Source organism: Microbacterium sp. 22296 (assembly GCF_052045385.1).
GTDB lineage: Bacteria > Actinomycetota > Actinomycetes > Actinomycetales > Microbacteriaceae > Microbacterium.
Map to the genome: position 1 here is coordinate 74,130 of NZ_JBQEOS010000011.1, position 22,992 is coordinate 97,121.

A 22,992-nucleotide genomic window follows, 5' to 3' on the forward strand; every position below is an offset into this window, starting at 1 on the left:
CGATCGTAGTGAGGCGCATCCGGTCGATGAGACCAGCGCTCCTCACCGGCCGACGATTCCGCGCGAATGATCCACGCACCGATGCGCCCCTGGAAGGCTCCGGGCGTGCGTCGGCAGGATCTCATCGTGGAGATCGACCGATAGCCTCGCATCAGGACGTTCGTCCGCGGTGGGCTCCGGCCGGCCGCATCCCTTCGCATCTCCGGGAGATACGCACATGTCGGTCGGATTGCTCGCCGTCGTCGATGACATCCTCAGCGCCGCCATGAAGGCCAGCGCCAAGACGGCGGGTGTGGTCATCGACGATGCCGCCGTCACCCCGCAGTACGTGCAGGGCCTGACGCCCGCCCGCGAGTTGCCGGTGGTGTGGAAGATCGCGCTCGGCAGCATCGTCAACAAGTTCGTCATCATCATCCCCATCGCGTTGCTGCTCACCGCCTTCGCACCTTGGGTGCTGCCCTACCTGCTGATCATCGGCGGCGGCTTCCTCTGCTTCGAGGGAGCCGAGAAGGTGCTCGAGTGGTTCGGGGTGCACCACAGTGCGGGCGACGCCGACGAACCGCGCGACGAGAAGAAGCTCGTGTTGGGGGCCGTGCGCACCGATCTCATCCTCAGCACCGAGATCATGCTGATCGCCCTGTCGAGCCTGGACCCCGGATTCGGTATCTGGATGACACTGGGCGCGCTGCTCGTGATCGGCCTCGCGATGACGGTGGTCGTCTACGGCGCGGTCGCGTTGCTGGTCAAGCTCGACGACATGGGTCTGCGGCTGATGAAGAGCCCGTCGCGCGGGGTCCGCCGTTTCGGCGTGCGGATCGTGGCATCCATGCCCGCGGTCTTCCGCGTCATCAGCATCGTCGGCACCGTGGCCATGCTGTGGGTGGGCGGTCACCTCGTGGTGCAGAACCTCGCCGAGACCCTGTGGTCGGGCCCGTACGACCTGGTGCACGTGGTCACGCACGCGATCGAGGCGGCGGGACCGGTGCTGGTGTGGATCGTCGACACGGCGATCTCGGCGGTGTTCGGCCTCGGCCTCGGCCTCGTCATCGTCGCGGTCGTCATGGGCGTGTCTCGGCTGACCCGGCGGGGCGCCGCGGCCCACTGAGGGCGCCGCAGCCCACCGAGGGCGCCGCGGGGCGCGTCCGGGAGGTCGGCCCCGGGGAAGCGTGCGGTGCGACCGCCACGGCCGCAGCGCACGCGGGCGGCTCGCGGCACGAGCGGCGGGCTCAGTCGAGCAGCGAGTGCTCGCCGAGGCGGTGCCACGCGCGGTTGTAGTACACCAGCGCCGCGCCCGCCTCGCCGGGTTCGAGGTCGCGTTCGACGTCGACCTGCAGGGCTTGAGCGGCGATGACCGTGGAGCCTCCGGCATCCATGCGGCTGACGACCTTGCATCGCAACCACGCGCGGACACCGTGGTAGACCGGTTCTCCGGTGGCCAGGCGCGACCACGCCGAGGTGTCGGCGAAGCGGTCGAGGCCGCTGGTCGCCCCCGCGCGGGCGAGCGCGATGTCTTCGGCGTCGAGCAGGTGCACGACGATCGTGTCGGCCGCGATGATCGTGGGGGTGGCCGACGACAGCGCAGACACCGAGAAGATCAGCAGCGGCGGGTCGGCGCTCACCGATGACACCGACGAGGCGGTGAGGGCCACGGGGCCGTTCTCGCCATACGCCGTGATGACGGCGATGCCACCCGGGTGACCGCGGAACGCGCGCTTGAAATCGTCGGCCGACACCGAGGTGCCGATGGCGGGGGCGCTCTCAGGGATGCCGTGCGGAAGCGAGCTCATACCTACGACGGTAGGCGCTCCCGGCGGAAACGGCGCGGAACGGCGCAACACGATGAAACGCTCTGCGGGTCGTGCGGCCCGGGGTTCGGGTCGATCGCGGTCGCGGGGACGGCCTGGATCAGGCCGACTCGACCTCGGCGACCTTCGGCCGGGGCGTCTTGCGCGCAGCGAACCGGCGGGCGACCCGTCGTGCGAGATGGTGGCTGGGCCGTTCGACGAGACGGAAGAAGACCTCCGCCAGCCCGAGCGCGACCACGATCACGATGGGCGAGAGGAACAGGGGGTTGATGGACTCGGGCAGCAGGCGGCCGAACGCCACGATCATCGGCTCGTGCACGAGGTAGAGGCTGAACGACCGCGTGCCCAGCCAGCGCAGCGGGCGGACGCTGAGGGCGGCGCCCAGGCCCGGCGAGAGGATGACGAGGATGACGAGGAGTGCGGCCCCGATCACCTGCAGCACGCGGGTCGCCGGCGCGACGAGGTCGAGGACGCCCTCGCTGAGCGGGAGCGCGAACACCATCCAGTAGCTGGAGATGAACAGCACGGTCACGACGCCCAGCCAGGCGAAGACCGGTGTGGGGTTGCGGAGGCGGTCCCGCAGCGCCGTCAGACGGTCCCATTCGAAGGCGATGAGGCAGCCGAGCGCGAAGATCGGCAGCTGGAAGAGGACGCCGAGGGCGTAGGGGCGCTCGATCGGCCCCTCGTACGCGCCGACGACCAGGAGCGCCAGGACGAAGACGACCTTGAGCGCGAGGCCGCGGCGCCACTTCGCAGCGAACAGGATGAACAGCGGAAGCAGGAGCGAGAAGATGATCTCCCACTTCAGCGACCACAGCACGGTGTTCGTCATCCCCGGCTGCGCGGGCACGATGAGGATGAGGTCGCGCAGGATGCCGAGCGGCACCGGATCCATGTGGATCTGCAGGAACCGGCTGCCCTCGACGAGGTCGGGGAGTGCGTAGATCCAGATCAGCGCCACGCCCACCGAGGCCCAGACGGGGATGTACAGGCGGACGAGACGGCTCGGGTAGTAGGCGCGCCAGTTCATCCGCGTGTGGCGGGCGGGAAGGCAGAGCACGAAGCCACTGAGCACGAAGAACACGAAGACGGCGACCGACCCCTCCCACGGCAGGTGGAGGGGAGTGTGGGTCAGCCACCACATCGCCTCGCCGGGCGAGGTCGTGGGACGCGGGTCGGCGAACGGGGTCACGAAGGAGTCCGACAACAGCAGCGAATGCAGGAGGACGACCACCATCGCAGCGACACCGCGCAGTCCGTCGAGACCCTCGATCCTGCGCGAACCTGCCGCCGACGGCGGCTCGGTCTTCATGGCGTCGCTGTTCATCTGGTCTTCCCCCCGGCTGTTGCCCCGGCGTCAGCATAGGGACTCGGTATCACGGACATGTAACGCGCGGGTGGCCGCGCGGGTCGTACGGCTCACGTCCAACGAGAAGGACCCGGATGCCATGGCATCCGGGTCCTTCTCCGTCGGGCTCAGCCGAGCAGCGGCACAGCCCCCACCAGCACGCCGACGGCGAGCATGACGAGCGAGACGACCGTCGCCCGCCAGAGCACCTTCTTGTGGTGATCGCCGAGGTTGACGCCGGCGAGCGAGACGAGCAGCAGGATCGCGGGCACCAGCGGGCTCTGCAGGTGCACGGGCTGTCCGGTGATCGAGGCGCGGGCCATCTCGACCGGCGCGATGCCGTAGTTCGCGGCACTCTCGGCGAGCACGGGCAGGATGCCGAAGTAGAACGCGTCGTTCGACATGAAGAACGTGAACGGGATCGACAGCACGCCGGTGATGACGGCGAGGAACGGGCCCATCGACGACGGGATGACCTCGGTGATCCACGCCGCCATCGCGGTGACCATGCCGGTGCCGTTGAGCACGCCGACGAGGACGCCGGCGGCGAGCACCATCGACACGACGCCGACGATGCTGGGGGCATGGGCGACGATCTCGTCGGCCTGGCCGCGCAGCTTCGGGAAGTTCACGATCAGGGCGAGGGCCGCGCCGACCATGAACACGAACGCCAGCGGGAAGATGTCCATCACCAGCAGCACCATCACCGCAAGCGTGAGCGCCAGGTTGAACCAGATGAGCTTGGGTCGCAGCGTCGCGCGGTTGGGGTCGAGCATGGTGTCGGCCATCGCGGTGTCGACCACGTCGACCAGCTGCGGGGCGGCGACGGCATCGCGACCGCCGCGGACCGTGACGACGTTGCCGGTGCGCAGCGACGCGACGGCGCCGGGCTTGGGCTCCGCACCGCGAACGAGGGCGGGGCCGCCGAGACGACCGAAGACGCCGGGGGTGCCGAGCTTCGAGGTGTCGATCGAGCCGGCGAGGCGCTTGCGCTCGGACAGGCCGAGGAACCAGGCGAAGGCGAGCGAGACGACGAGCCCGGCGAGCAGCGAGGGGATCATCGGCACGAACACGTCGGTGGGCTGCAGGCCCAGTGCTGTCGCGGCGCGGATGGTCGGGCCGCCCCACGGCACGATGTTGAGCGTGCCGTTCATCAGGCCCGCGACGCAGGTGAGCACGACGGGGCTCATCCCCAGACGCAAGTAGAGCGGCAGCATGGCCGAGGTGGTGATGATGAAGGTGGTGGAGCCGTCACCGTCGAGCGACACGGCGCCCGCGAGGATCGCCGTACCCAGCACGATCTTGGCCGGGTCGTCGCCCAGGAAGCGCGTGATCACGCGGATGAGCGGGTCGAAGAGGCCGACGTCGATCATGATGCCGAAGTACATGATCGCGAAGAGCAGCAGTGCGGCGGTCGGCGCCATCTTGCCGATCGCGTCGATCACCATGTCGCCCAGGCCGAAGCCCGCGCCGGCGATGAGGCCGAAGACCGTCGGGACGACGATGAGGGCGACCATGGGCGTCATGCGCCGCGTCATGATGAGGGCCATGAACGACAGGACCATGAGGAAGCCGAGGGCCACGAGCACCCCGTCGGCGGGCGTGTAGGCCACCGGGTACTCGGCCGTTTCGGCCGCAAGGATCAGGGGGGTCATCGCGACTCCTTCGTCGGGACGGGCGCGGCTCTCGCGCTCTCGATGCGGTGACATTACGGATGCCGCCCGTCCCGCCGCGCGCTTGCTCGCATTGCGTGGGGTTATGCGCGTACCGTAGGTTCTGCGCATTTCGCGCAGCGAGAGCCTGGAGGGGCGTATGCGATTCGCCACCCGGATGCTCGTGGTCCAGGTCGCGACCCAGGTGGCGGTCGTCGCGGTGTGCACCGCCGTCTTCGCCGGGCTCGGCGTGCAGCAGCTCAAGGCCGAGGCCGATTCGTCGGCATTGAACATCGCGCGCTCGGTCGCGGAGTCGCCCCAGGTGCGCGACCTCGTCGCGGAGTACTCCGCCGACCCCGGCACCCCGGATGCCACGACCCTGCGCGACGGCGTGCTCCAGCGCTACGCCGCCGACGTCACCGACCGCACACAGGGTCTGTTCGTGGTCATCACCGACGATCACGGCATCCGTCTCGCCCACCCCGATCCCGACCGCCTCGGCCAGGTCGTCAGCACGAGCTTCGCCGACGCCCTCGCGGGCCGGGAGGTCGTGACGTGGGAGGTCGGAACCCTGGGGGAGTCGGCCCGGGCGAAGGTTCCGGTCTACCCGCCCGACGGAGGCGCGCCCGTGGGCGAGGTGAGCGTCGGCTTCGAGCGGGCGAGCGTCTTCGACGACCTACCCGCTCTGATCGCGGGGATCGCCGTCGCGGTGCTCCTGGCCGTCGCCATCGGCGCGCTCGTCGCGCTGCTGATGCGTCGCCGACTCGAGCGCCTCACCCTGGGGGTGCAGCCCGAGGAGCTCGCCGCCCTCGTGCAGACCCAGACCGCCGTGCTCGAGAGCGCCGACGAGGGCGTGCTCGCGCTCGACGACGCGGGGGTCGTCCGCGTGTGCACCGCCGCCGCCGAGCGTCTGCTCCGGGTCACGGATGCCGTCGGCCGCCCCCTCGCCGACCTCGGTCTCGCACCGGCTGTGACCGCGGCGCTCGCCGGGGCCGGGGCGAGCACGGGGCTGCCGGTGGGCGACCGCGTGGTGTTCATCGACGTCCGCCCGGTGCGTCGGGGCTCCCTCACGCTCGGCCGCGTGGCGGTGCTGCGCGACCGCACCGACGTGGCCGCACTGTCGGGACGCCTCGACAGCGTGCGGGCGATGGGCGACGCGCTGCGGGTGCAGCGGCACGAGAACGCGAACCGGCTGCACGCGGCGGTGGGCCTTCTCGACGCCGACCGCACCGACGAGGCCCGGGCCTTCCTCGCCGACCTCGTCGATCGCGGGTCGGTCGACTGGGCGGTCCCCGGCATCGAGCTCGTCGGCGATGCGATGCTCCAATCGTTCCTGGGGGCGAAGGCGCTCGCGTCCCGCGAGCGGGGAGTGGCACTGCGCATCTCCGACGACACGTTCCTCCGTGGCACCGTCGACGACGTCGAAGACGTGGTCGCGGTGCTCGGCAACCTGGTCGACAACGCCGTCACCGCCACGGCATCCGCTCCCGAGCCGCGCGAGGTCGAGGTGGCGGTGCTCGGCGACGGTGACGCCGTCGTGTTGACCGTGGCCGACACCGGCACGGGCATCGCCGACGTGGACGCCGTCTTCGTCGCACGCGACCGCGCCGACGACCCCGCCGCGGTCCACGGTCTCGGCATCGGCCTGCCGCTCTCGCGCGAGTTCGCGCGGCGCCGCGGCGGCGATGTCTGGATCGTCGATCCGGGCGGCGACGGACACGGTGCCGTCGTCGCCGCGCGACTGCCCGGCGTCCTGCTCCCCGCCGGGGGGACCGACGCGGCGAGAGAGGAAGGCGACGAATGACCGACATCCGCGTTCTCGTCGTCGACGACGACTTCCGCGTCGCGGGATTGCACCGGGACGCCGTCGCGAGCCGCCCCGGCTTCGCCGCCCTCGAGCCCGCGCGCACCGTCGGCGAGGCCCGCGCAGCCCTCGCCGCGCACAGCCCCGACCTGCTGCTCGCTGATGTGTACCTGCCCGACGGCGACGGAGTGGAGCTCGTTCGCTCGGCGGGCATCGACGCGTTCGTGCTGTCGGCGGCGACGGATGCCGCGACCGTCCGCCGTGCGTTCACCGCCGGTGCCCTCGCCTACCTCGTGAAGCCGTTCGACACGCGCGTGCTGGCGGAGCGGCTCGACCGTTACGCCCGGTATCGGAATCTGCTCGCCAGCGCGCGACCGCTGTCGCAGGATGACATCGACCGTGCGGCATCCGTCATGCGCGGGGAGCGCGAGGGGCCGTCGCTCGCCCGCTCGGCCACCGAACAGACGGTGCTGGCGGCCCTCGGCGACGAGGAGGCGTCGGCGTCGGAGGTGGCCGAGCGCATCGGCGTCTCTCGCGCGACCGCGCAGCGTCACCTGACGACGCTGGCGGAGCGGGGTCTGGTGCAGGTGAGTCTGCGCTACGGCTCGACCGGCCGCCCCGAGCACCGCTTCCGCGCCGGCGCCTGACCGCCGCCCCCGAGCCTCGTCCCACTTCTGGCGGTCTGACGGCCTCTCAGCCGACCGAATGTGGGACGCGCATCGACCAGAAGTGGGACGCGGTGGGAATTCGCTCGCCGCCGCGCTCAGGCCTCCAGCACCACCCACCCTCGCGGGCCCAGCTCGACGCGCCCGTCGACCGGCGATCCGCCGCCCGCGGCGAGAACGCGACCGTCCGCGACGGGCAGTGACACCGGCTCCTCGCCGATGTTCAGCGCCACGACCACCGCATCGTCGCCCACGGCCGTCCGCAGCACCACCGCGGTGTTCGACACCTCGACGACATCGGTGTGCGCGCGCCAGAGCCACGGCTTCCGTCGTCGCAGCGCGATCAGCGCCTGATGGGCCTGCAGGATGCGCTGGTCGGGTTCGACGTCGCCGGGGTGCGCGGGGAAGGCCGGTCGCACCGCGTCGTCGCCGCCGAGTCGCTCCTCCTTCACCCCCGTCCATCCGAACTCGTCGCCGGCGTACACCGAGGGCGTGCCGGCCACGGCGAACAGCACCGCGAGAGCGTGCGGTACGAGGTCCGTGCCCACGGCGGAGGCGATGCGGGTGACATCGTGGTTGCCGACGAAGGTCTGCGGTACGAACGTCGCGAGCAGTGCGTCATGCCGCTCGATCGCATGGCTCAGTTCGAAGAGGTTGCGGTCGCTGAGACCGTGCCAGATGCCCTGCCACAGCTCGTACTGCGTGAGGGAGTCCATGCTCGACGAGCGCACGATCCCGACCGCGTCCCCGTGGATCACCTCGCCGAGGAACCACGCGTCGGGGAAGCGCTCGCGCACCCGCGGCAGCACCTCGGCCCAGAACGACGACGGCACCGCGTAGGCGGCATCCAGCCTCCATCCGTCGATCCCGCGGTCGAGCCAGTGGCACATGACGTCCACGACGAGGTCGACCGCGGCGGGGGAGGAGTGGTCGAGCGCGACGAGGGCGTCGTGGCCCTCGAACACCTCGGCCTCGAACCGCCCGTCGGTCCATCGTCCGCGGAAGAGGTGCGGTCCGTCCTCCGTCAGCTCGCGGAAGGCCGGGTGACCCCGCCCCACGTGGTTGAACACCCCGTCGAGCAGGATCCGGATGCCGCGCTCCCGCGCCGCGGCCACCAACCGCGCGAAGTCGGCGTCGTCGCCCAGCCGCGGGTCGATGCGGAAGTGGTCGACGGTGTCGTAGCCGTGCGTCTCGGACGCGAAGACCGGGCCGAGGAGCAGACCGTTGAGCCCCAGCTCGATGACGTGGTCGAGCCACGGCTCGAAGCGGTCCAGGCGGTGCACGGGTTCGGCATCCGGATCCACGCCGTCGCGGATGGGGGCGCCGACGAATCCCAGCGGGTAGACGTGCCACCAGATGACGTGCGCGGGCCAATCGGTCATGCGTGCTCCTTCGGGCGGCGGTGCGAGCGCCGGGTCGGGTCGACGCTATCGGTGTCGACCGTCCGTCCCGCCGGGGTTGCGGGGGCGCCGCGTCGGTCCGTGCCGTCGTGGTGTCCCGGCACGTGCCGTCGGGACGACGTCACGCCCGCGCCCGGTCCTCCGGTAGCGCGAAGGCGTCGAGGTCGAGAGCGTGCGTCCGCGCGGACTCGACAGCGGCTGCGACCGCCCCGATGGAGACGATGTCGGCGCCCAGCGTCGAGGGGACGATCTGCGGGGGCGGCAGGTGCAGCGAGTCGGGGATCGCGTCCATCGCCGCCTCGATGATGGGCCCGGCGCCGGCGGCGATCGCGCCCGACACCACCACGCGTTCGACGTCGAACAGGCTGCCGAACATCGCCGCCACCCCGGCCAGCGCCGGCCCCACCGCATGGGCGACACCGAGCGCCCCCGCGTCGCCGGCGGCGGCGAGGTCGAGCACCGTCTTGGCCTCGAGGGTGTCGGGATCGACGTCGCGCAGGGCGCTGTCGAGCGGAAGCGAACCGGATGCCAGCGCAGCACGGGCCGCGTCGACGCACCGCGGGGCGAGTCCCCAGGCACTGCCGACACCCTCGACCCGGTCGAAGGCCACGGTCTCGCCCGCGCCGCCGTGCGCGCCGCGCAGCAGGTGTCCGTCGACGCTGATGCCCGCGCCGAAGCGTTCGCCCGCCAGCAGGGCGACGAAATCGAGACAGCCCGCCGCGGCACCGTGCACGCGCTCGGCGACGGCGGCGAGGGTGGCGTCGTTCTCGATGCGCACCAGGGGCGCCCACATGGCGAACGTGTCGACGAAGTCGGGGTTCATGCGTGCCCAGAAGCCGTCGTGGTGCACGGGCGAGCGTCCTGCCCGGTCGACGGGCGCGGGGACACCCACGCACACCGCGACCAGCTGGGTGCGGGATCGGCGAGCGCGTTTGAGGGTGGCCTCGACCGTCGCCTCGGCGGCGCGGCGACGGCGTTCGGGGGAATCGAGTTCGGGGTCGACCGTGAGCCGCGAGGTCGCCAGAGTCTCGCCGCGCAAGTCGGCGACGGTGGCGGTGAGGTGGCCGCGCCCGGCGTCGACGCCGACCACCACCCCCGCCTCCGGTCGGAACGCGAAACGGCGGGCCGGGCGGCCCTTGGAGTACTCGCCGACCGCGCGGGCGTTGGGCATCTCGGCCAGGAGTCCGCGGGCGGACAGCTCGTCGAGCACGTCGATCGCCGTCGACCGGGTCAGGCCCACGGCGGCGATGACGTCACTGGCGGTGAACGCCTCGGCGTCCCACGCGTGGCCGAGCACGGCGTCGAGGTTGTGGCGGCGCAGCGACGGCATCGTCGTGGTGGCATCCATCGTCACTCTTGACCCCTTTCGCCTCCGATGCAATACTGCCTGCACGACATTGATTTGGCGAGTAGATTTACTGGCTGATACAACATATTCGCAGTGCGGCGGAGGAGGCAGCAGGTGTCGACGAAGATCAGGGCGGGGCGACGATGGATCGCCGTGACCACGGTGGGCGTGCTGGGGGCGGCGATGCTCGCCGGGTGCTCGACCGATGGACGCGAGACCATCCGCTTCACCTTCAGCAAGCGCGAGGCGCTGTCGTTCATGAACGACGTCGTCGCGCAGTACAACGCGTCGCAGGATCGCGTGCGCGTCGAGATGGACAGCTCGGGGGTCGACGTGGTCTCGGCGAGCTTCGTGCGCGGCAACCCGCCCGACATCATGCTCGCGAACTACAACTACGAGGTCGCCCGCTTCGTGCAGCGCTGCGCGTTGAGCGACCTCAGCGGCACCGAGGCGGCGGGCACCGTGCGCGAAGATCTGCAGCCGCTGCTCGACCAGTACGGTTCGTGCGAGGGGCGTACGAGCGCGCTGCCGTACTCGGTGATGGCCGCGTCGGTGATCTACAACAAGCAGATCTTCGAGCAGCTGGGTCTCTCCGTCCCGACGACCTACGACGAGCTGCTCACGGTCGCCGACACCCTGAAGCAGAACGGCGTGACGCCCTTCTACGGCACCTTCAAGGACGACTGGACCGTGGCGCAGGGCTGGTACGACTACTCGGTCGGCGGCTCGCTGGACGTGCTCGACTTCTTCGACGGGCTCGCCGCCGAAGGCGATCAGGTCGGCGCCGACTCCGCGGTGTCGTTCGCGAAGGACTTCACCGAGCCCATGGACCGGATGCTGCAGCTCGCGCAGAACTACACGAACGCGGATGCCGAGAGCCGGGCCTACGGCGACGGCAACCTCGCCTTCGCCCAGGGTGAGGCTGCGATGTACCTGCAGGGCCCCTGGGCACTCGGTGAGATCGCGAAGACCGCGCCCGATCTGCCCGTGGGGACCTTCCCGCTGCCCATGACCGACGACCCCGACGACCTCGCCGTCCGCGTGAACATGGACCTCGCGGCGATCATCCCCGAGGCCTCCCGGCACAAGGATGCCGCGCGCGACTTCCTCGAGTACCTGTACACACCCGAGATCATCGAGGCCTACAACGAGTCGCAGCTCGGCTTCTCCCCGACCAAGGACGCGCCCTCGCCGAGCGACCCCCGTGTCGCCGGGATGATCCCCTACTACGACGAGGGACGCATCTACCAGGGCGCCTCGGTGCTGGTCCCCAAGACGATCCCCACGTTCAATTACGCGCAGGCGATGATCTTCGGCGCCTCGCCGGAGAGCACGCTGCGCACCATGGACGAGGACTGGTCACGGCTCGCCTTCCGCCAGCCGCCCGCCTCGACCACCGACGCAGCCGTCGAGGAGGACGCGCGATGAGCACCACCACCACGATCGTCACGGGCGGGAAAGCGGCCGCGCGTCGCAGCACCCGCCGCGTGGAGCCGATCTACTACCTGTTCCTGCTGCCGACGCTCGTGCTGTTCACCCTGGCCATCACGGTGCCCGGCGTCATCGGCATCTTCTTCAGCTTCACCGACTCCATCGGCCTCGGCGAGTGGAACTTCACGGGCCTGACGAACTACATCGCCATCTTCAGCGACCCGGCGATCCTGCAGGCCTACCTGTTCACGTTCGGCTTCTCGGTGGCGACCGTCCTCGTCGTCAACGTCGCGGCCTTCCTGCTCGCGGTGGGCCTGACCTCCCAGATCCGGTTCAAGAAGGCGCTGCGCACGGTCTTCGTCATCCCGATGGTGATCTCGGGCATCATCATCGCCTACGTCTTCAACTTCCTCTTCAGCAACTCCGTTCCCGAGGCCGGAGCCGCCATCGGCATCCCGTGGCTCGAGACGAGCCTGCTGGCCAACCCCGACCTCGCGTGGGTGGCGATCGTCATCGTCACCGCGTGGCAGGCGATCCCCGGCACGCTCCTGATCTACATCGCGGGTCTGCTGTCGGTCCCCGGTGACGTCTACGAGGCGGCCGGCCTCGACGGGGCCAGCAAGACCCAGCAGCTGCTGCGCATCACCCTGCCGCTCGTGGCGGGGTACGTGGTCATCAACATCATCCTGGGCTTCAAGGGCTTCCTCAACGCCTACGACATCATCGTCGGGCTCACCGGCGGCGGCCCGGGCACCGCGACCCGCAGCGTCGCGATGTCGATCATCCTCGGCTTCAACGGCGGTGATTACGCCTACCAGATGGCGAACGCGGCCCTGTTCTTCATCGTCGCCATCGTCATCTCACTCCTGCAGCTCTCCCTGACCCGGGGAAGGAACACCCTGTCATGACCGCTCTCAACCAGCCCGCGCTCGCGTTCGAGCAGGCCGAACTCGCCGTCCCCGAACGACAGGGGACCGAGCCCCCGCGCCGCCGCTTCCGTCGCGTCGGCATGGAACGCGTCAACTGGTCGACGACGACCATCCTCGTGCTCTGCTCCCTGACGGTGCTCCTGCCGCTGTACGTCACCGTCTCGATGGCGCTCAAGAGCGGCACGCAGGTCGTCGACGGCAACGCCTTCTCGTTCCCGTCGCCGATCAGCTTCGACGGCTTCGTTCAGGCGTGGACGCTGACGAAGTTCCCGGTGGGCCTCGCGATCTCGCTGCTGGTCACCGCCGGCACCGTGGCAGCGACCATCATCCTCGCGGCGTTCGCCTCCTACGCGATCGCCCGCAACTGGGAGCGCAAGCTCTTCCGCTACTCGTTCTTCTACCTGCTCGCGGCCATGTTCATCCCGTTCCCCGTGGTGGCCCTGCCGCAGATCCAGCTGACCGGGCGGGTGGGCCTCGACAACCCGGCGGGCGTCATCATCCTGGCCACGATGTTCCAGCTGAGCTTCAGCGTGCTGCTGTTCACCGCGTTCCTGCGCTCGATCCCGCTCGAGCTCGAAGAGAGTGCGCGCATCGACGGCGCGACCACCTGGCAGACCTTCTGGCAGCTGATCTTCCCGCTGCTGGCTCCGATGAGCGCGACGGTCGGCATCTTCGCCTTCCTCTACGCGTGGAACGACTTCATGATGCCCTCGCTCATCATCAGCGACCCGGCGCTGCAGACCCTTCCGGTACGCCAGAACCTCTTCCAGACGCAGTTCAGCAACAACTACAACGTCGCCTTCGCCTCCTACCTCATGGCCATGGCCCCCGCGATCGTCGCCTACCTGTTCACCCAGCGATGGGTGATGGCCGGCGTCACGCAGGGCGCCATCAAGGGCTGAGCAACCATCCCCTCGAAAGGAACACACGTGACCACCGCCGCACCCTCCGTGCAGACCCGCGACCTCACCGCAGCCCCCGACTGGTGGCGCCAAGCCGTGGTCTACCAGGTGTATCCCCGCAGCTTCGCCGACACCGACGGCGACGGTCTGGGAGACATCCGCGGGATCACCTCGCGCGTGCCGTACCTGGCGGAGCTGGGGGTGGATGCCGTCTGGCTCAGCCCCTTCTACCCCTCCGACCTGGCCGACGGCGGCTACGACGTCGCCGACTACCGCGACGTCGATCCGCGGCTGGGGACCCTGGCCGACATGGACGAGCTCATCGCGCAGCTGCACGCCCACGGCATCCGGGTCGTGGTCGACATCGTCCCCAACCACACCTCCGACAAGCACGCCTGGTTCCAGGAGGCCCTGGCCGCCGGTCGCGGTTCCGCCGCCCGCGGGCGCTACATCTTCCGCGAGGGCACCGGCCCCGACGGCGCCGAGCCGCCGACCGACTGGGTCTCGGTGTTCGGGGGAGCGGGCTGGGAGCGTGTCGACGACGGGCAGTGGTACTTCCACAACTTCGACGTGTCGCAGCCCGATCTCGACTGGACCAACCCCGAGGTGCGCGCCGACTTCGTGAAGACCCTGCGTTTCTGGAGCGACCGGGGCGTCGACGGGTTCCGCATCGACGTCGCGCACATGCTGACGAAAGATCTGAGCGAGCCGCTGCCCTCGCAGGCGGAGCTCGACGCGATGCCGCAGGACGGTAACCACCCCCTCATCGACCGCGACGACGTGCACGAGGTCTACGCGGAGTGGCGCGCGGTGTTCAACTCCTACGACCCCCCGCGAACGGCGGTCGCCGAGGCGTGGGTGCATCCGTCGCGCGTGCCGCTGTACGCGAGCATCGAGAGCCTGGGACAGGCGTTCAACTTCGACCTTCTCGAGGCCGATTTCGACGCGGGCCAGTTCCGTCGCATCGTGGCGGACAACCTGGTGCTGGCCGAGCAGTCCGGCTCGTCGACCACGTGGGTGCTCTCCAACCACGACGTCGTGCGTCACGCGACGCGGTACGGCCTTCCGGATGCCGAGCGCGGCGAAGACGGGCGTCCCACGCGCAAGCACGGCAACGAGTGGTTGCTCTCCGGCGGTCGGACGCCGGCTCTCGACGCCGCGCGGGGTGAGCGGCGTGCCCGGGCGGCGGCGTTGTTCGTGCTGGGCCTGCCCGGTTCGGCCTACCTGTACCAGGGGGAGGAACTCGGCCTGCACGAGGTCGCCGAGATCCCCGACGACCAGCGTCAGGACCCGACGTTCTTCCGCAGCCCCGGCATCGACCTCGGTCGTGACGGATGCCGCGTGCCCCTGCCGTGGAGCGCCGAGGGCCCCGCGTTCGGCTTCGGCGCGAGCGGTGCGCATCTCCCGCAGCCGGAGTGGTTCGGGGCCTACGCCGTCGACCGCCAGGAGGGCGATGCGTCGTCGACCCTGACGCTCTATCGCCGCGCGCTCGACCTGCGGCACGAGCTGCAGACCGACGAGCAGTTGCAGTGGGTCGACACCGACCGCGACGACGTGGTGGCCTTCGCGCGTCCGAACGGGTGGACCGTCGTGACGAACTTCGGCACCCAGTCGGCCGCGCTCCCCGCCGGCGAGGTGCTGTTGTCGAGCACCCCGCTCGAGGGCGATGCCCTCCCCGGCGAGACCACGGTCTGGCTCCGTCGCGCCTGACCCGCCGACCCGCAGCGACAGCCCCGGTGCCGCGCGCGCCGGGGCTTTCGCGCGCCCCGTCCTCGGCGCTGTCCGAGACGCGCTGTCCGCGGAGGTCCTGGTGCGCCCGGGGCGTTCGCCCGGCACTGCACGGTGCCTCAGGGTACCCGCGCCCACCCCTCGCCGCGGCGCTCGATCGCTCCGGCCGCGGCGAACGCGTCGAGCCATCCGCCCATGGGCCATACGCCCCACCTCGCGTGGAACGCGGCGCCGTTGCGCAGGATGTCGTCGAGGTGCTGCCACGGGGGAGAAGACACCGGATGCCACTGGTGGTACGCGTCCGCACCGCCCACCCACCGCAGGTCGATGTCCCGCGCGCGGGCGGTCCAGGCGAGGTCGGTGTCCTCGGCGCCGTACCCCTCGTACCCGGGGTGGAATCCCCCGATGCGGTGCCAGGTGGCGGGCGTCACGGCGAACGACAGCGACCAGAACAGGTCGTACTCCGCAGCCGTCGCCGCCCGCGTCTCCCCGGCGGGGAGCGCCGGCCGCGCACGGTGCGGGCGGGTGAGCGGGGGCAGGTCATCGGCGCTCTCGGGGCGTTGCACGCTCGCGAGGTAGGTCACCGCGCCCGCCAGCAGCGCTTCCGGGTGCACGGTCGCCGCGGCGCGATAGGCGCGGAGCAGCTCGGGTCCGGGCAGACAGTCCACGTCGAGGAACACCAGCAGGTCCGCGCCCGCCTCCATCGCGACCTCCGCCGCGCGGTTGCGTCCTCCGCCCACCCGCAGCCCGTGCGGCCCGGGAGGAACGTGCAGCGTCCGTGCACCGGCATCCCGGATGCCGTCGGGCGGCGTCTCATCGAGCCACGCCTCCACGCGCACGATGTCGCCCGCCACCTCGGCGAGAAGGCGCCGCTGACGGTCCAGGTGCTCACGGCGCGCGGCGGAGGCGACGGTGATGACGGCGGTGGTCACGGCTGCGTCCCCTCGACGACGGCCGCCATCCGCGCGGCGGCGCCGGCCACTCGCCAGCGGGCCCAGTCCGGGGCGTCTCGCGCCGCCCGCTCGACGAGGTCGACCAGTTCGTCGGCCGAGACGTCTGCGTCTGCTCGCCGCGCGAGCCCCCACGCCTCGAGGGCCTCGGCGGTGGCGCGCTGCTCGTCGAAGGGGCGTTCCTGTCCGATGACGACCGCCCGGGCACCGGATGCCGCGAGGTCGGCGACGCTGTTCTGCCCGGCGGCGCTGACGACCACCGTGCTGCGGGTCAGCAGGGGCCAGGGGTCGTCCACACGGGAGGTGTCGTCGTGCCCGACGGACGTGACGTCCCATCCCCGCGCGCTCAGGCGCCGGATGCTCTCGTCGCGGACGTCGGCCGGGAGCACGCGGCCGAGGAGCAGCACCCGTCGCGCGTCGACGGAACCGGGCACCGCCCGGGTGTCGAAGCGGGAGATCCCGCCCGTCCAGGCGACGCGGTCGACGTGCGCGCCGAGCCACGGCGTGGCGACGGCGCCCTCCGGCCACGGAGCGACGATCCGGTGGGCCAGGCCGTACGCGAGGGCGTGCGGGGCGTCCGTGCGCGCGCCCGGCTGGGTGATCGCGACCGTCCGCAGCCCGAGCAGCCGCGCGAGAGTCACGACCTCGGCGCTCACGTCGACGACGAACGTCCGCAGGTCGCGGGATGCGGCGGTCGTGGCGATCGTCGCGAGCCGCTCCCGGTGGCCGGGGTGACCGTGCGGTGCCCAGTGCAGGTGGCCGCGGACCGTCGGGTCGGCGTTGCGCGGGTCCACCCGCGTGCCGTCGGGGGCGTCGAACGGTTCGGCATCCGCGGGGAGCGGCACCCACTCGACATCGGCCGCGAGCTCGGCGGGTCGGGGCATCGTCGAGAACACGATGACGGGTGTACGCAGGTGCGGCTGCACGGCGAGGAACCGCGAGACATGGCCGAAGCCGTGGTGGTGGACGTACCAGCCGATCACCGCGACACCGCCGGCACGCGCCACGCGGCGACAGGCTGGGCGGTGTGGGTGAGCACGCGTTCCACCTCGCGGTAGCGCTGGGCGAGGGAGTGCTGCTGCACGGCCGCCCGACGCGTCCACACGCGCGTGAGCGGTTCGCGCGCACCCTCCGCGGCGAGTCGGGCCGCGGCCTGCCCGAGGGCGACGACGTCGCCCGGGGTGACCGTCGCCGATCCCGGCATCCCGGCGAGCACCTCCGACACCCCGCCGATGTCGAAGGCCGCAACCGGCGTGCCGGTGGCGAGCGCCTCGGCGATCACGAGGCCGAAGGGCTCCTCCCACATGGGCGTGACCAGCGCGACAGCCGACGACCCCACGAGGCGGCAGAGATCGGGTTGATGCAGCGGCCCGACGTAGCGCGCGTGGGCGCCGAGACGCGGCACGACCTCTTGCTGGAAGTAGTCCGCATCCCCGATCCGCCCCGCGAGGACGATCTGCGCGCCGGCCGAGCGCGCGGCCTCGATGGCCAGGTGCGGGGCCTTCTCGGGCACCACTCGACCCGACCACACCCACGAGGTCCCGCCCTCGCCACGGGTCCACTGGTCGGTGTCGATACCGTTCGGGAAGACGAACGCGTCGACACCCTCGGTCGACCACGCGCGGGCCGTCGCCTGGCTGACCGCGACGAAGCGGTGCGGGCTGTCCACCACCTCCGCCGCCGCCTCCAGCATCGGCTCGAGCGGCGGGGTGTGCAGGGTCGTGACGACGGGGATGTCGGCCGCCCGGCTCCACCGGATCGGGGCGGGGTGCAGGCTGTGATTGTCGACGACGTCGTAGAGGTGGCGATCGGCGATGAGACGGTCGAGGGCGGCGTCGTAGGCGACGTCGACGGCGGCTGCGTACCCCTCGGGGTACTCGGTGTCCGACGAGTGCTCGGGGCGCGTCCACTCCGGGACGGGCAGTCGGAATTCGGCCACGTCACCGAGGAAATCCGACCCCTCGGCGGCGCAGAGCGAGACCTCGTGGCCCCGCGCGCGCAACCACCGCACGCGGTCCCACACGCACGCCTCGAGGCCGCCGGCGTGCGGCTGGCGCAGGGCGTAGCGAGAGGGGGCGACGACGAGCACCCGCAGGGGACGCGTCCCGCGGATCACGCGGCGACCTCCGCGGCGAGGACGCGCCGGTACACCGCGACGTGCGCGGCCCGCACGCTGTCCAGCTCGGCGCGGCGCTGCGTGCGTCGGCGCTCCACCTCGGCGGAGCGCGCCGCCGACCCCGGGGACGACGATGCCGGACCCGTGGCATCCATGATCGCCCGGGCGAGCGAGACGGGCTCGCCCATGTCGAACGCGTGGAAGTCGGCGGGGTGCTGCGCGGCGATGTGCCCGACGGGGGTGCTGACGACCGGCACGGCGAGGTCGTAGCAGAGCTCCGCCCACCCCGACTGCGTGCCGTGGCGGTAGGGGAGCAGGCAGGCGTCGAGATCGGCGAGCCACGCGGCCAGGGCGTCGTCGTCGAGGCGGGTCCCGCGCTCGATGGTGACCCCGTCGGCCCCCTCGGCGATCAGGGCGATGGATGCCGCGGCCTCCGCGTCGCGAACCCGCTCGTTCATCCGCACCACGGCCTCGACGCGCGCGCCCTGTGCCCGCAGGTGTGCGACGGCTCGGACGAGGGTGGCGGTCGTTCCGACGCCGTCGATGTTGGGTCGGAGATCCCGCAGGTGCACGCCCACGCGCACCGTGTCGTGGGCGTCGCCGGTGGGACGCGCTGCGTCGCCGAGCAGTGTGGGGTGGGCGATGACGGTGACGGGACGACGGGCGATGTCCCGCACCGAGGCTCCGGCGGTGTCGGTCAGGGCGAGGAGCGCATCGGCTCCGTCGGCCAGCACGGCCAGCGACGCGCGGTGGGTGTCCTGAGCGCTCAGCTGGGGGTTCTCGAGATCGTGCACCGTGTAGACGAGGGGTCGTCCGAGTCGGTGAAGCGTCGCGACCGTCGCCCGAAGCTCGTCGGGGGAGTACGACTCGATCCCGAAATGCACGTGGACCAGGTCGAACTCGTCGGCATGCGCTGCGAGCCACTCCGGCAGCAGAACCTGCGGCGGCCACCACTGGCCGGCCGGGGCGCCGGGAGGCGGCGGGTCGGAGAGCACCGTCACGTGACGGGGGTCGGTGATGGCGGAGACGTAGGGGTGGGCCGATGGGACGGCGGCGACGCGAACCGGGGGGACGGTGGTGACGACGATCGTTCTCCTCCTCGTGCAGTGATGTGATGTGGCGTGGCGTGCGTGCGCGTACCGCATCGCCAGGCACATCGCAATGCAACGGGGCGGTTGGGACGACGATGACACCGACGGATACGTTCACATCATGGGTGGTGAAACGGCGCGGCTGCAGAGCCTTGCGGACCACGGCGACGCGGTGATAGCGAGACGTCGCCACTACGGAGAATTCTTCGGCGAGACGCCGCTGCCGGAGAATTTCGGCCTGGTCGTGGGCAATTGCCAAGCGGAATCACTTCGGCTGGTCATCGCATCCGACGCTCTTCCCGCCATCCGCGTCCCCGCCGTGCACGAGCTCACCGCGACCGATGCGGAGCGCCTGCACACCCTCCTCGCCGAGGCGGCGTTCCTCGTCGCGCAGCCCATCCGCGACGACTACCGCGACCTCCCGCTCGGCACGGCGCAGCTGCGCGCATCGCTTCCGCCTCGGGCCCGGGTGGTGACGGTCCCCGCCGTCCGATTCGCGGGACTGCACCCGTTCCAGGCGGTGCTGCGTCTGTCCGCGTTCCCCGAGGATCCGCCCCTGGTCGCCTACCACGATGTCCGGATCGTCGCCGAGGCCGCGGGCTCACCCGTTCCGGCCGAACTGCCGGCGGCGGCGGTGCACGCGATCGCCGATGCATCCGTGGCCGAGCTGCGCCGCCGCGAGGCCCTCGGTCTCGACGTCGTGGCATCCGACCTCTTCGCCCCGGTCGTCGCCGACCTCGCCCGCACCGTCAACCACCCCGGGAACGCCCTGTTCCTCCCGCTCGGGGAGCGACTCGTGACCGCACTCGGGGCGCCCGGCCGCGTCGTCGACCCCGGTCGTCCCCTCCTCGCGGGCGTTCGCGCTCCCCTGGAGCGGTGGGTCGTCGACGCCTGGAACCTGGATGCCGCGCCCCGCCCCGACTGGACGATCGCCGGCGACACGCTCTCGGCCGGGACCGTTCGCGAGGCGCATCTGGCGTACTACGCCGAACGTCCCGAGCTGCTGGCTGCCGTGGTCGCGCGCATGGCGCCCCTCCTCCGCACCTGGGCGGCCGCCTCGTGACCGCCTCCACCCTTCCGGATGCCACCCCACCCGTGCTCCTGGTGCACCCGGGGCCGCACGGCGTCGCCGCCTATGCCCGCGAGATCGCGACCGAAGTGCTCGAGCAGCGGCCGGCGTCGCGACTGAGCACCGTCGACGCGCTCGCCGCCCTCCCCCCGGGCACGCCCGTCCACGCCCATGTGACGGATCGACTGTGGGGGTCCTCGCCCGAACAGGCCGCACGTGTCGTCGTCGATCTCGCTGGCCGCCATCCGTTGTCGGTGACTTTCCATGACGTTCCCCAGGCGTCCGACGGTGAGCGGAACAGGCCCCGCCGTCGCGCGTTCTACCGTTCGGTGGCGGAGGCCGCGCGCGGGGTTGCAGTGAACAGCGCGCACGAGCGCGAGCTCCTCCGCGAGGAGGGTGTCTGGGACGGCCCCGTCGCGATCGTTCCCCTTCCGGTCGAGACCGTCGAGCCGGTGGACCCCTCGGCACGCGCGGCCGACGACGATGCGGTCGGCGTCCTCGGCTACTTCTACCCCGGCAAGGGGCACGATGAGGCGCTCGCCGCGACGGTCTCGGCGGGTATGTCGCGCCTGACGGTGCTGGGGCGCGCCTCCGACGGCCACGCGGAAGATCTGGACGCCTTCGTCCGTCGCGCGTCCGCCGCGGGTGTCGAGGTCGAGGTGACGGGATGGCTCGACGAGGCCGAGATGGTCGCGCGGGCGCGCCGTGTCTGCGTTCCGGTGATCGCCCACCGGCACGTGTCGGCGTCCGGCTCGCTGACATCGTGGATCGGCTGGGGCCGTCGACCCCTCGCCGTGCGCAATCGCTATATCGACGAGATGGTCGCTCTGCGCCCGGGCGCGCTGCGTGTGGTCGATCCCCGAGACCTCGCCGCCGAGGTCACGATCGCCCGGCACGGGGCGACGCGCACCTGGCACGGTCTCGACCCCGTGCCGTTCGGACGCGCCGACGCGGCGCGCGCCTACCGGCTCTGGTGGGCGGAGGTCTTCCGGTGAGCGCCGACGCCGACGAGGGGAACGAACGGATGCCGTGGGTCCCGGGCAATCGGTGGGATCTCGTCGCCGACCGGCATCCGGATCCTCCGCGCGTCACCGTCGTCGTGACGCACTACGACCAGCCCGACCAACTGGCGCGGACGCTCACCGCCCTTCAGCACCAGGACCACCCGGCCGAGCTCCTCGAGATCATCGTCGCCGACGACGGTTCGCCGATCGAACCGACCGTCCCTTCCGGTGTCCGGCTCGTCCGTCAGGAGGATCGAGGGTTCCGTGCCGCCGCTGCCCGCAACCTCGGTGCCGCCGCGGCCGAGGGCGATGTCCTGTGCTTCCTCGACGCCGACACCACGCCCGAGCCGGAGTACGTGCGCCGGCTGACCCGCCTGCCCGCTCTCCTTCCCGAGGCGGTCACGGTCGGGCGCCGCCGCCACGCCGACCTGGCCGGGGTGGATACCGAGACGCCGGTCGCCGATGTCGGTCCCACCCGTGAGCTGCCCGAGCCCGCGTGGCTCCGCGACGAGTACGCCCGCAGCGACAACCTCCTGCGCGCCGACGACCGCTCCTACCGCTACGTCATCAGCGCGGTCGTGGCCTGTTCCCGTGCGTTCTTCGACGAGGTGGGCGGATTCGACGAGTCGTTCTCGTCCTACGGCGGGGAGGACTGGGAATGGGCGCACCGCGCGTGGCAGGCCGGGGCGGTGCTGGCTCACATCCCGGACGCCGTCGCGTGGCATGACGGTCCCGACTGGGCGGGTCGTTCCGGCGACGACCGCGTCAGCGAGGGCAATCGGCAGGCGTTGCTCCTCGCGCAGAAGCTTCCCGTGGCCGGCTCGAGCGGTCGAGGCCTGCTGCCGGCCGTGCCCGACCTCGTCGTGCACGTGCCCGAGGGGCTCACGCCGTCTGCGGAGTTCGTCTGCGTCGACTCCGTCCTCGCCGCTTTCCCCCTCGCGACGGTGGCGGTGCCGGCGCGGGCGGGAGAGTCGTTCGTGCGCGCCGACCCTCGCGTGCGCGTCGGTGCGGAGGGGGACGGACTCGACGCGCGGGTGATCCTCCGGCTCGACCGCGCCGTGGTGATTCGGGATGCCGCCCCCCTCGCGGCGGCGCTGTCCTCACTGGGGCAGGGAGACATCGGGGCGATCACCGTTGTGGGCGATGACGGCGTCATTCTGGCGCGGGCCGATGCGCGGCGTGCGCGCCGTCGCGCGCGGCGGTGGGCGACGTCCGCCGGATTCGATGAGGTCGCGTCGGCGGTCGAGGGGGTTCACGCCCTCCGCCAGGATCCGCATGTCGAAGCGTGGGTGGGCGGCTGGGGAGGGCTCGAGCGCTTCGTCTGACCTTCTCGGCACGCTGCTTCGGCGCCGAGCCGGGCGCCCGTTTCCCCGATGGAGACGTCGCGACACGCCCGGGATGTGGCCGGATTCGCCGAGGCGGCCGGACGCACGTAAGTTATTACTTGTTCGCCCCACAGGGGAGAGCGGAGCGGCCGAAAGGCCCCGCAGCCCCTCAAGTAGCGAACCGCCCCGACACCAGTACTTGAGAGTCGTGACTCTCTCGGCTACAGTTGGGATTTGCCACTCGGCGCTCACCTCGTTCACACTCACTCCTCACAGGGTGAGTCGTGTCGACCTGGCGCCGAACTAGGCATTCATATCGTGAACTGCCCCTCGGGTCTGTCGGAAGACTGTTTCTGTGGGTGCGTCCGTTCCTTGAGAACTCAACAGCGTGCACTTGTCAAATGCCAATTTATTCCTCGTCGGTC

At 71.3% G+C, this 22,992-nt stretch carries 19 protein-coding genes; 10 read left to right on the forward strand and 9 right to left on the reverse strand.

Annotated elements, in window-relative coordinates; all coding sequences use genetic code 11:
* Positions 1-217: 217 nt before the first annotated feature.
* Positions 218-1,105: a DUF808 domain-containing protein gene (locus tag ACTJJP_RS15990; protein ID WP_440775974.1), complete on the forward strand. Its 888-nt coding sequence runs from the start codon at positions 218-220 to the stop codon at positions 1,103-1,105.
* 121 nt (positions 1,106-1,226) lie between these two features.
* Here ACTJJP_RS15990 and ACTJJP_RS15995 read toward each other — a convergent pair whose 3' ends face one another.
* The 3 genes from ACTJJP_RS15995 to ACTJJP_RS16005 form a co-directional block, all read right to left on the reverse strand.
* Entirely contained in the window at positions 1,227-1,787 is a 561-nt protein-coding gene (locus tag ACTJJP_RS15995; protein ID WP_440775975.1) for a flavin reductase family protein, read from the reverse strand.
* Positions 1,788-1,905: 118 nt separating this feature from the next.
* Positions 1,906-3,132, reverse strand: a complete 1,227-nt coding sequence (locus ACTJJP_RS16000; protein WP_440775976.1) for an acyltransferase family protein — start codon at positions 3,130-3,132, stop codon at positions 1,906-1,908.
* A 149-nt stretch (positions 3,133-3,281) separates the two neighbouring features.
* Positions 3,282-4,808: a CitMHS family transporter gene (locus ACTJJP_RS16005; RefSeq protein WP_440775977.1), complete on the reverse strand. Its 1,527-nt coding sequence runs from the start codon at positions 4,806-4,808 to the stop codon at positions 3,282-3,284.
* A gap of 157 nt (positions 4,809-4,965) precedes the next feature.
* Between ACTJJP_RS16005 and ACTJJP_RS16010 the strand changes: the two genes are divergently transcribed.
* Positions 4,966-6,609 (forward strand): ATP-binding protein, encoded by a 1,644-nt coding sequence (locus tag ACTJJP_RS16010; protein ID WP_440775978.1) that lies wholly within the window; start codon positions 4,966-4,968, stop codon positions 6,607-6,609.
* Positions 6,606-7,256, forward strand: coding sequence for a response regulator (locus tag ACTJJP_RS16015; protein WP_440775979.1), 651 nt, complete (start codon positions 6,606-6,608; stop codon positions 7,254-7,256). Before ACTJJP_RS16010 ends, ACTJJP_RS16015 begins: the two co-directional genes overlap by 4 nt.
* 116 nt (positions 7,257-7,372) lie before the next feature.
* Here ACTJJP_RS16015 and ACTJJP_RS16020 read toward each other — a convergent pair whose 3' ends face one another.
* Both ACTJJP_RS16020 and ACTJJP_RS16025 read right to left on the reverse strand, forming a co-directional pair.
* A complete protein-coding gene (locus ACTJJP_RS16020) occupies positions 7,373-8,656 on the reverse strand; it encodes an alpha-amylase family glycosyl hydrolase (protein ID WP_440775980.1) in 1,284 nt (427 codons plus the stop codon).
* Between the two features lie 139 nt (positions 8,657-8,795).
* Entirely contained in the window at positions 8,796-10,022 is a 1,227-nt protein-coding gene (locus tag ACTJJP_RS16025) for an ROK family protein (RefSeq protein ID WP_440775981.1), read from the reverse strand.
* A 114-nt stretch (positions 10,023-10,136) separates the two neighbouring features.
* On the opposite strand from ACTJJP_RS16025, the gene ACTJJP_RS16030 reads away from it, so the two are divergent.
* The 4 genes from ACTJJP_RS16030 (at position 10,137) to ACTJJP_RS16045 (ending at position 14,994) form a co-directional block, all read left to right on the forward strand.
* Positions 10,137-11,450 (forward strand): ABC transporter substrate-binding protein, encoded by a 1,314-nt coding sequence (locus tag ACTJJP_RS16030; RefSeq protein WP_440775982.1) that lies wholly within the window; start codon positions 10,137-10,139, stop codon positions 11,448-11,450.
* On the forward strand, positions 11,447-12,361 hold the full coding sequence (locus ACTJJP_RS16035; RefSeq protein WP_440775983.1) for a carbohydrate ABC transporter permease: 915 nt from the start codon (positions 11,447-11,449) through the stop codon (positions 12,359-12,361). Before ACTJJP_RS16030 ends, ACTJJP_RS16035 begins: the two co-directional genes overlap by 4 nt.
* A 101-nt stretch (positions 12,362-12,462) precedes the next feature.
* Positions 12,463-13,284 (forward strand): carbohydrate ABC transporter permease, encoded by an 822-nt coding sequence (locus ACTJJP_RS16040; protein ID WP_440775992.1) that lies wholly within the window; start codon positions 12,463-12,465, stop codon positions 13,282-13,284.
* A 27-nt stretch (positions 13,285-13,311) separates the two neighbouring features.
* Complete coding sequence (locus ACTJJP_RS16045) at positions 13,312-14,994, forward strand: glycoside hydrolase family 13 protein (protein WP_440775984.1); 1,683 nt, start codon at positions 13,312-13,314, stop codon at positions 14,992-14,994.
* Between the two features lie 137 nt (positions 14,995-15,131).
* On the opposite strand, the gene ACTJJP_RS16050 is transcribed toward ACTJJP_RS16045, so the two are convergent.
* From ACTJJP_RS16050 to ACTJJP_RS16065, 4 genes are read right to left on the reverse strand one after another with little or no spacing between them, the layout of a single operon-like run.
* On the reverse strand, positions 15,132-15,944 hold the full coding sequence (locus ACTJJP_RS16050; RefSeq protein ID WP_440775985.1) for a glycosyltransferase family 2 protein: 813 nt from the start codon (positions 15,942-15,944) through the stop codon (positions 15,132-15,134).
* Positions 15,941-16,969, reverse strand: a complete 1,029-nt coding sequence (locus tag ACTJJP_RS16055) for a glycosyltransferase (RefSeq protein ID WP_440775986.1) — start codon at positions 16,967-16,969, stop codon at positions 15,941-15,943. Before ACTJJP_RS16055 ends, ACTJJP_RS16050 begins: the two co-directional genes overlap by 4 nt.
* On the reverse strand, positions 16,942-18,078 hold the full coding sequence (locus ACTJJP_RS16060) for a glycosyltransferase (protein ID WP_440775987.1): 1,137 nt from the start codon (positions 18,076-18,078) through the stop codon (positions 16,942-16,944). The genes ACTJJP_RS16055 and ACTJJP_RS16060 overlap by 28 nt, the downstream gene beginning before the upstream one ends.
* Complete coding sequence (locus ACTJJP_RS16065; RefSeq protein ID WP_440775988.1) at positions 18,075-19,235, reverse strand: glycosyltransferase; 1,161 nt, start codon at positions 19,233-19,235, stop codon at positions 18,075-18,077. The genes ACTJJP_RS16060 and ACTJJP_RS16065 overlap by 4 nt, the downstream gene beginning before the upstream one ends.
* A 55-nt stretch (positions 19,236-19,290) precedes the next feature.
* On the opposite strand from ACTJJP_RS16065, the gene ACTJJP_RS16070 reads away from it, so the two are divergent.
* The 3 genes from ACTJJP_RS16070 to ACTJJP_RS16080 are packed head-to-tail and all read left to right on the forward strand — an operon-like array spanning position 19,291 to position 22,567.
* A complete protein-coding gene (locus ACTJJP_RS16070) occupies positions 19,291-20,232 on the forward strand; it encodes a WcbI family polysaccharide biosynthesis putative acetyltransferase (RefSeq protein ID WP_440775989.1) in 942 nt (313 codons plus the stop codon).
* Positions 20,229-21,233, forward strand: a complete 1,005-nt coding sequence (locus ACTJJP_RS16075; protein ID WP_440775990.1) for a hypothetical protein — start codon at positions 20,229-20,231, stop codon at positions 21,231-21,233. Before ACTJJP_RS16070 ends, ACTJJP_RS16075 begins: the two co-directional genes overlap by 4 nt.
* Positions 21,230-22,567 carry a glycosyltransferase family 2 protein gene (locus tag ACTJJP_RS16080; RefSeq protein ID WP_440775991.1) on the forward strand — a complete coding sequence of 446 codons (1,338 nt, stop codon included), beginning with the start codon at positions 21,230-21,232 and terminating at the stop codon, positions 22,565-22,567. The genes ACTJJP_RS16075 and ACTJJP_RS16080 overlap by 4 nt, the downstream gene beginning before the upstream one ends.
* The last annotated feature ends 425 nt before the right edge of the window (positions 22,568-22,992 follow it).

What these genes read in the sequence shown, in the direction of transcription:
- ACTJJP_RS15990 (WP_440775974.1), top strand. Translation starts at nt 218, where the DNA reads ATGTCGGTCGGATTGCTCGCCGTCGTCGATGACATCCTCAGCGCCGCC.
- ACTJJP_RS15995 (WP_440775975.1), bottom strand. Translation starts at nt 1,787, where the DNA reads ATGAGCTCGCTTCCGCACGGCATCCCTGAGAGCGCCCCCGCCATCGGC.
- ACTJJP_RS16000 (WP_440775976.1), bottom strand. Translation starts at nt 3,132, where the DNA reads ATGAACAGCGACGCCATGAAGACCGAGCCGCCGTCGGCGGCAGGTTCG.
- ACTJJP_RS16005 (WP_440775977.1), bottom strand. Translation starts at nt 4,808, where the DNA reads ATGACCCCCCTGATCCTTGCGGCCGAAACGGCCGAGTACCCGGTGGCC.
- ACTJJP_RS16010 (WP_440775978.1), top strand. Translation starts at nt 4,966, where the DNA reads ATGCGATTCGCCACCCGGATGCTCGTGGTCCAGGTCGCGACCCAGGTG.
- ACTJJP_RS16015 (WP_440775979.1), top strand. Translation starts at nt 6,606, where the DNA reads ATGACCGACATCCGCGTTCTCGTCGTCGACGACGACTTCCGCGTCGCG.
- ACTJJP_RS16020 (WP_440775980.1), bottom strand. Translation starts at nt 8,656, where the DNA reads ATGACCGATTGGCCCGCGCACGTCATCTGGTGGCACGTCTACCCGCTG.
- ACTJJP_RS16025 (WP_440775981.1), bottom strand. Translation starts at nt 10,022, where the DNA reads ATGGATGCCACCACGACGATGCCGTCGCTGCGCCGCCACAACCTCGAC.
- ACTJJP_RS16035 (WP_440775983.1), top strand. Translation starts at nt 11,447, where the DNA reads ATGAGCACCACCACCACGATCGTCACGGGCGGGAAAGCGGCCGCGCGT.
- ACTJJP_RS16040 (WP_440775992.1), top strand. Translation starts at nt 12,463, where the DNA reads ATGGAACGCGTCAACTGGTCGACGACGACCATCCTCGTGCTCTGCTCC.
- ACTJJP_RS16065 (WP_440775988.1), bottom strand. Translation starts at nt 19,235, where the DNA reads ATGTGCCTGGCGATGCGGTACGCGCACGCACGCCACGCCACATCACAT.
- ACTJJP_RS16070 (WP_440775989.1), top strand. Translation starts at nt 19,291, where the DNA reads ATGGGTGGTGAAACGGCGCGGCTGCAGAGCCTTGCGGACCACGGCGAC.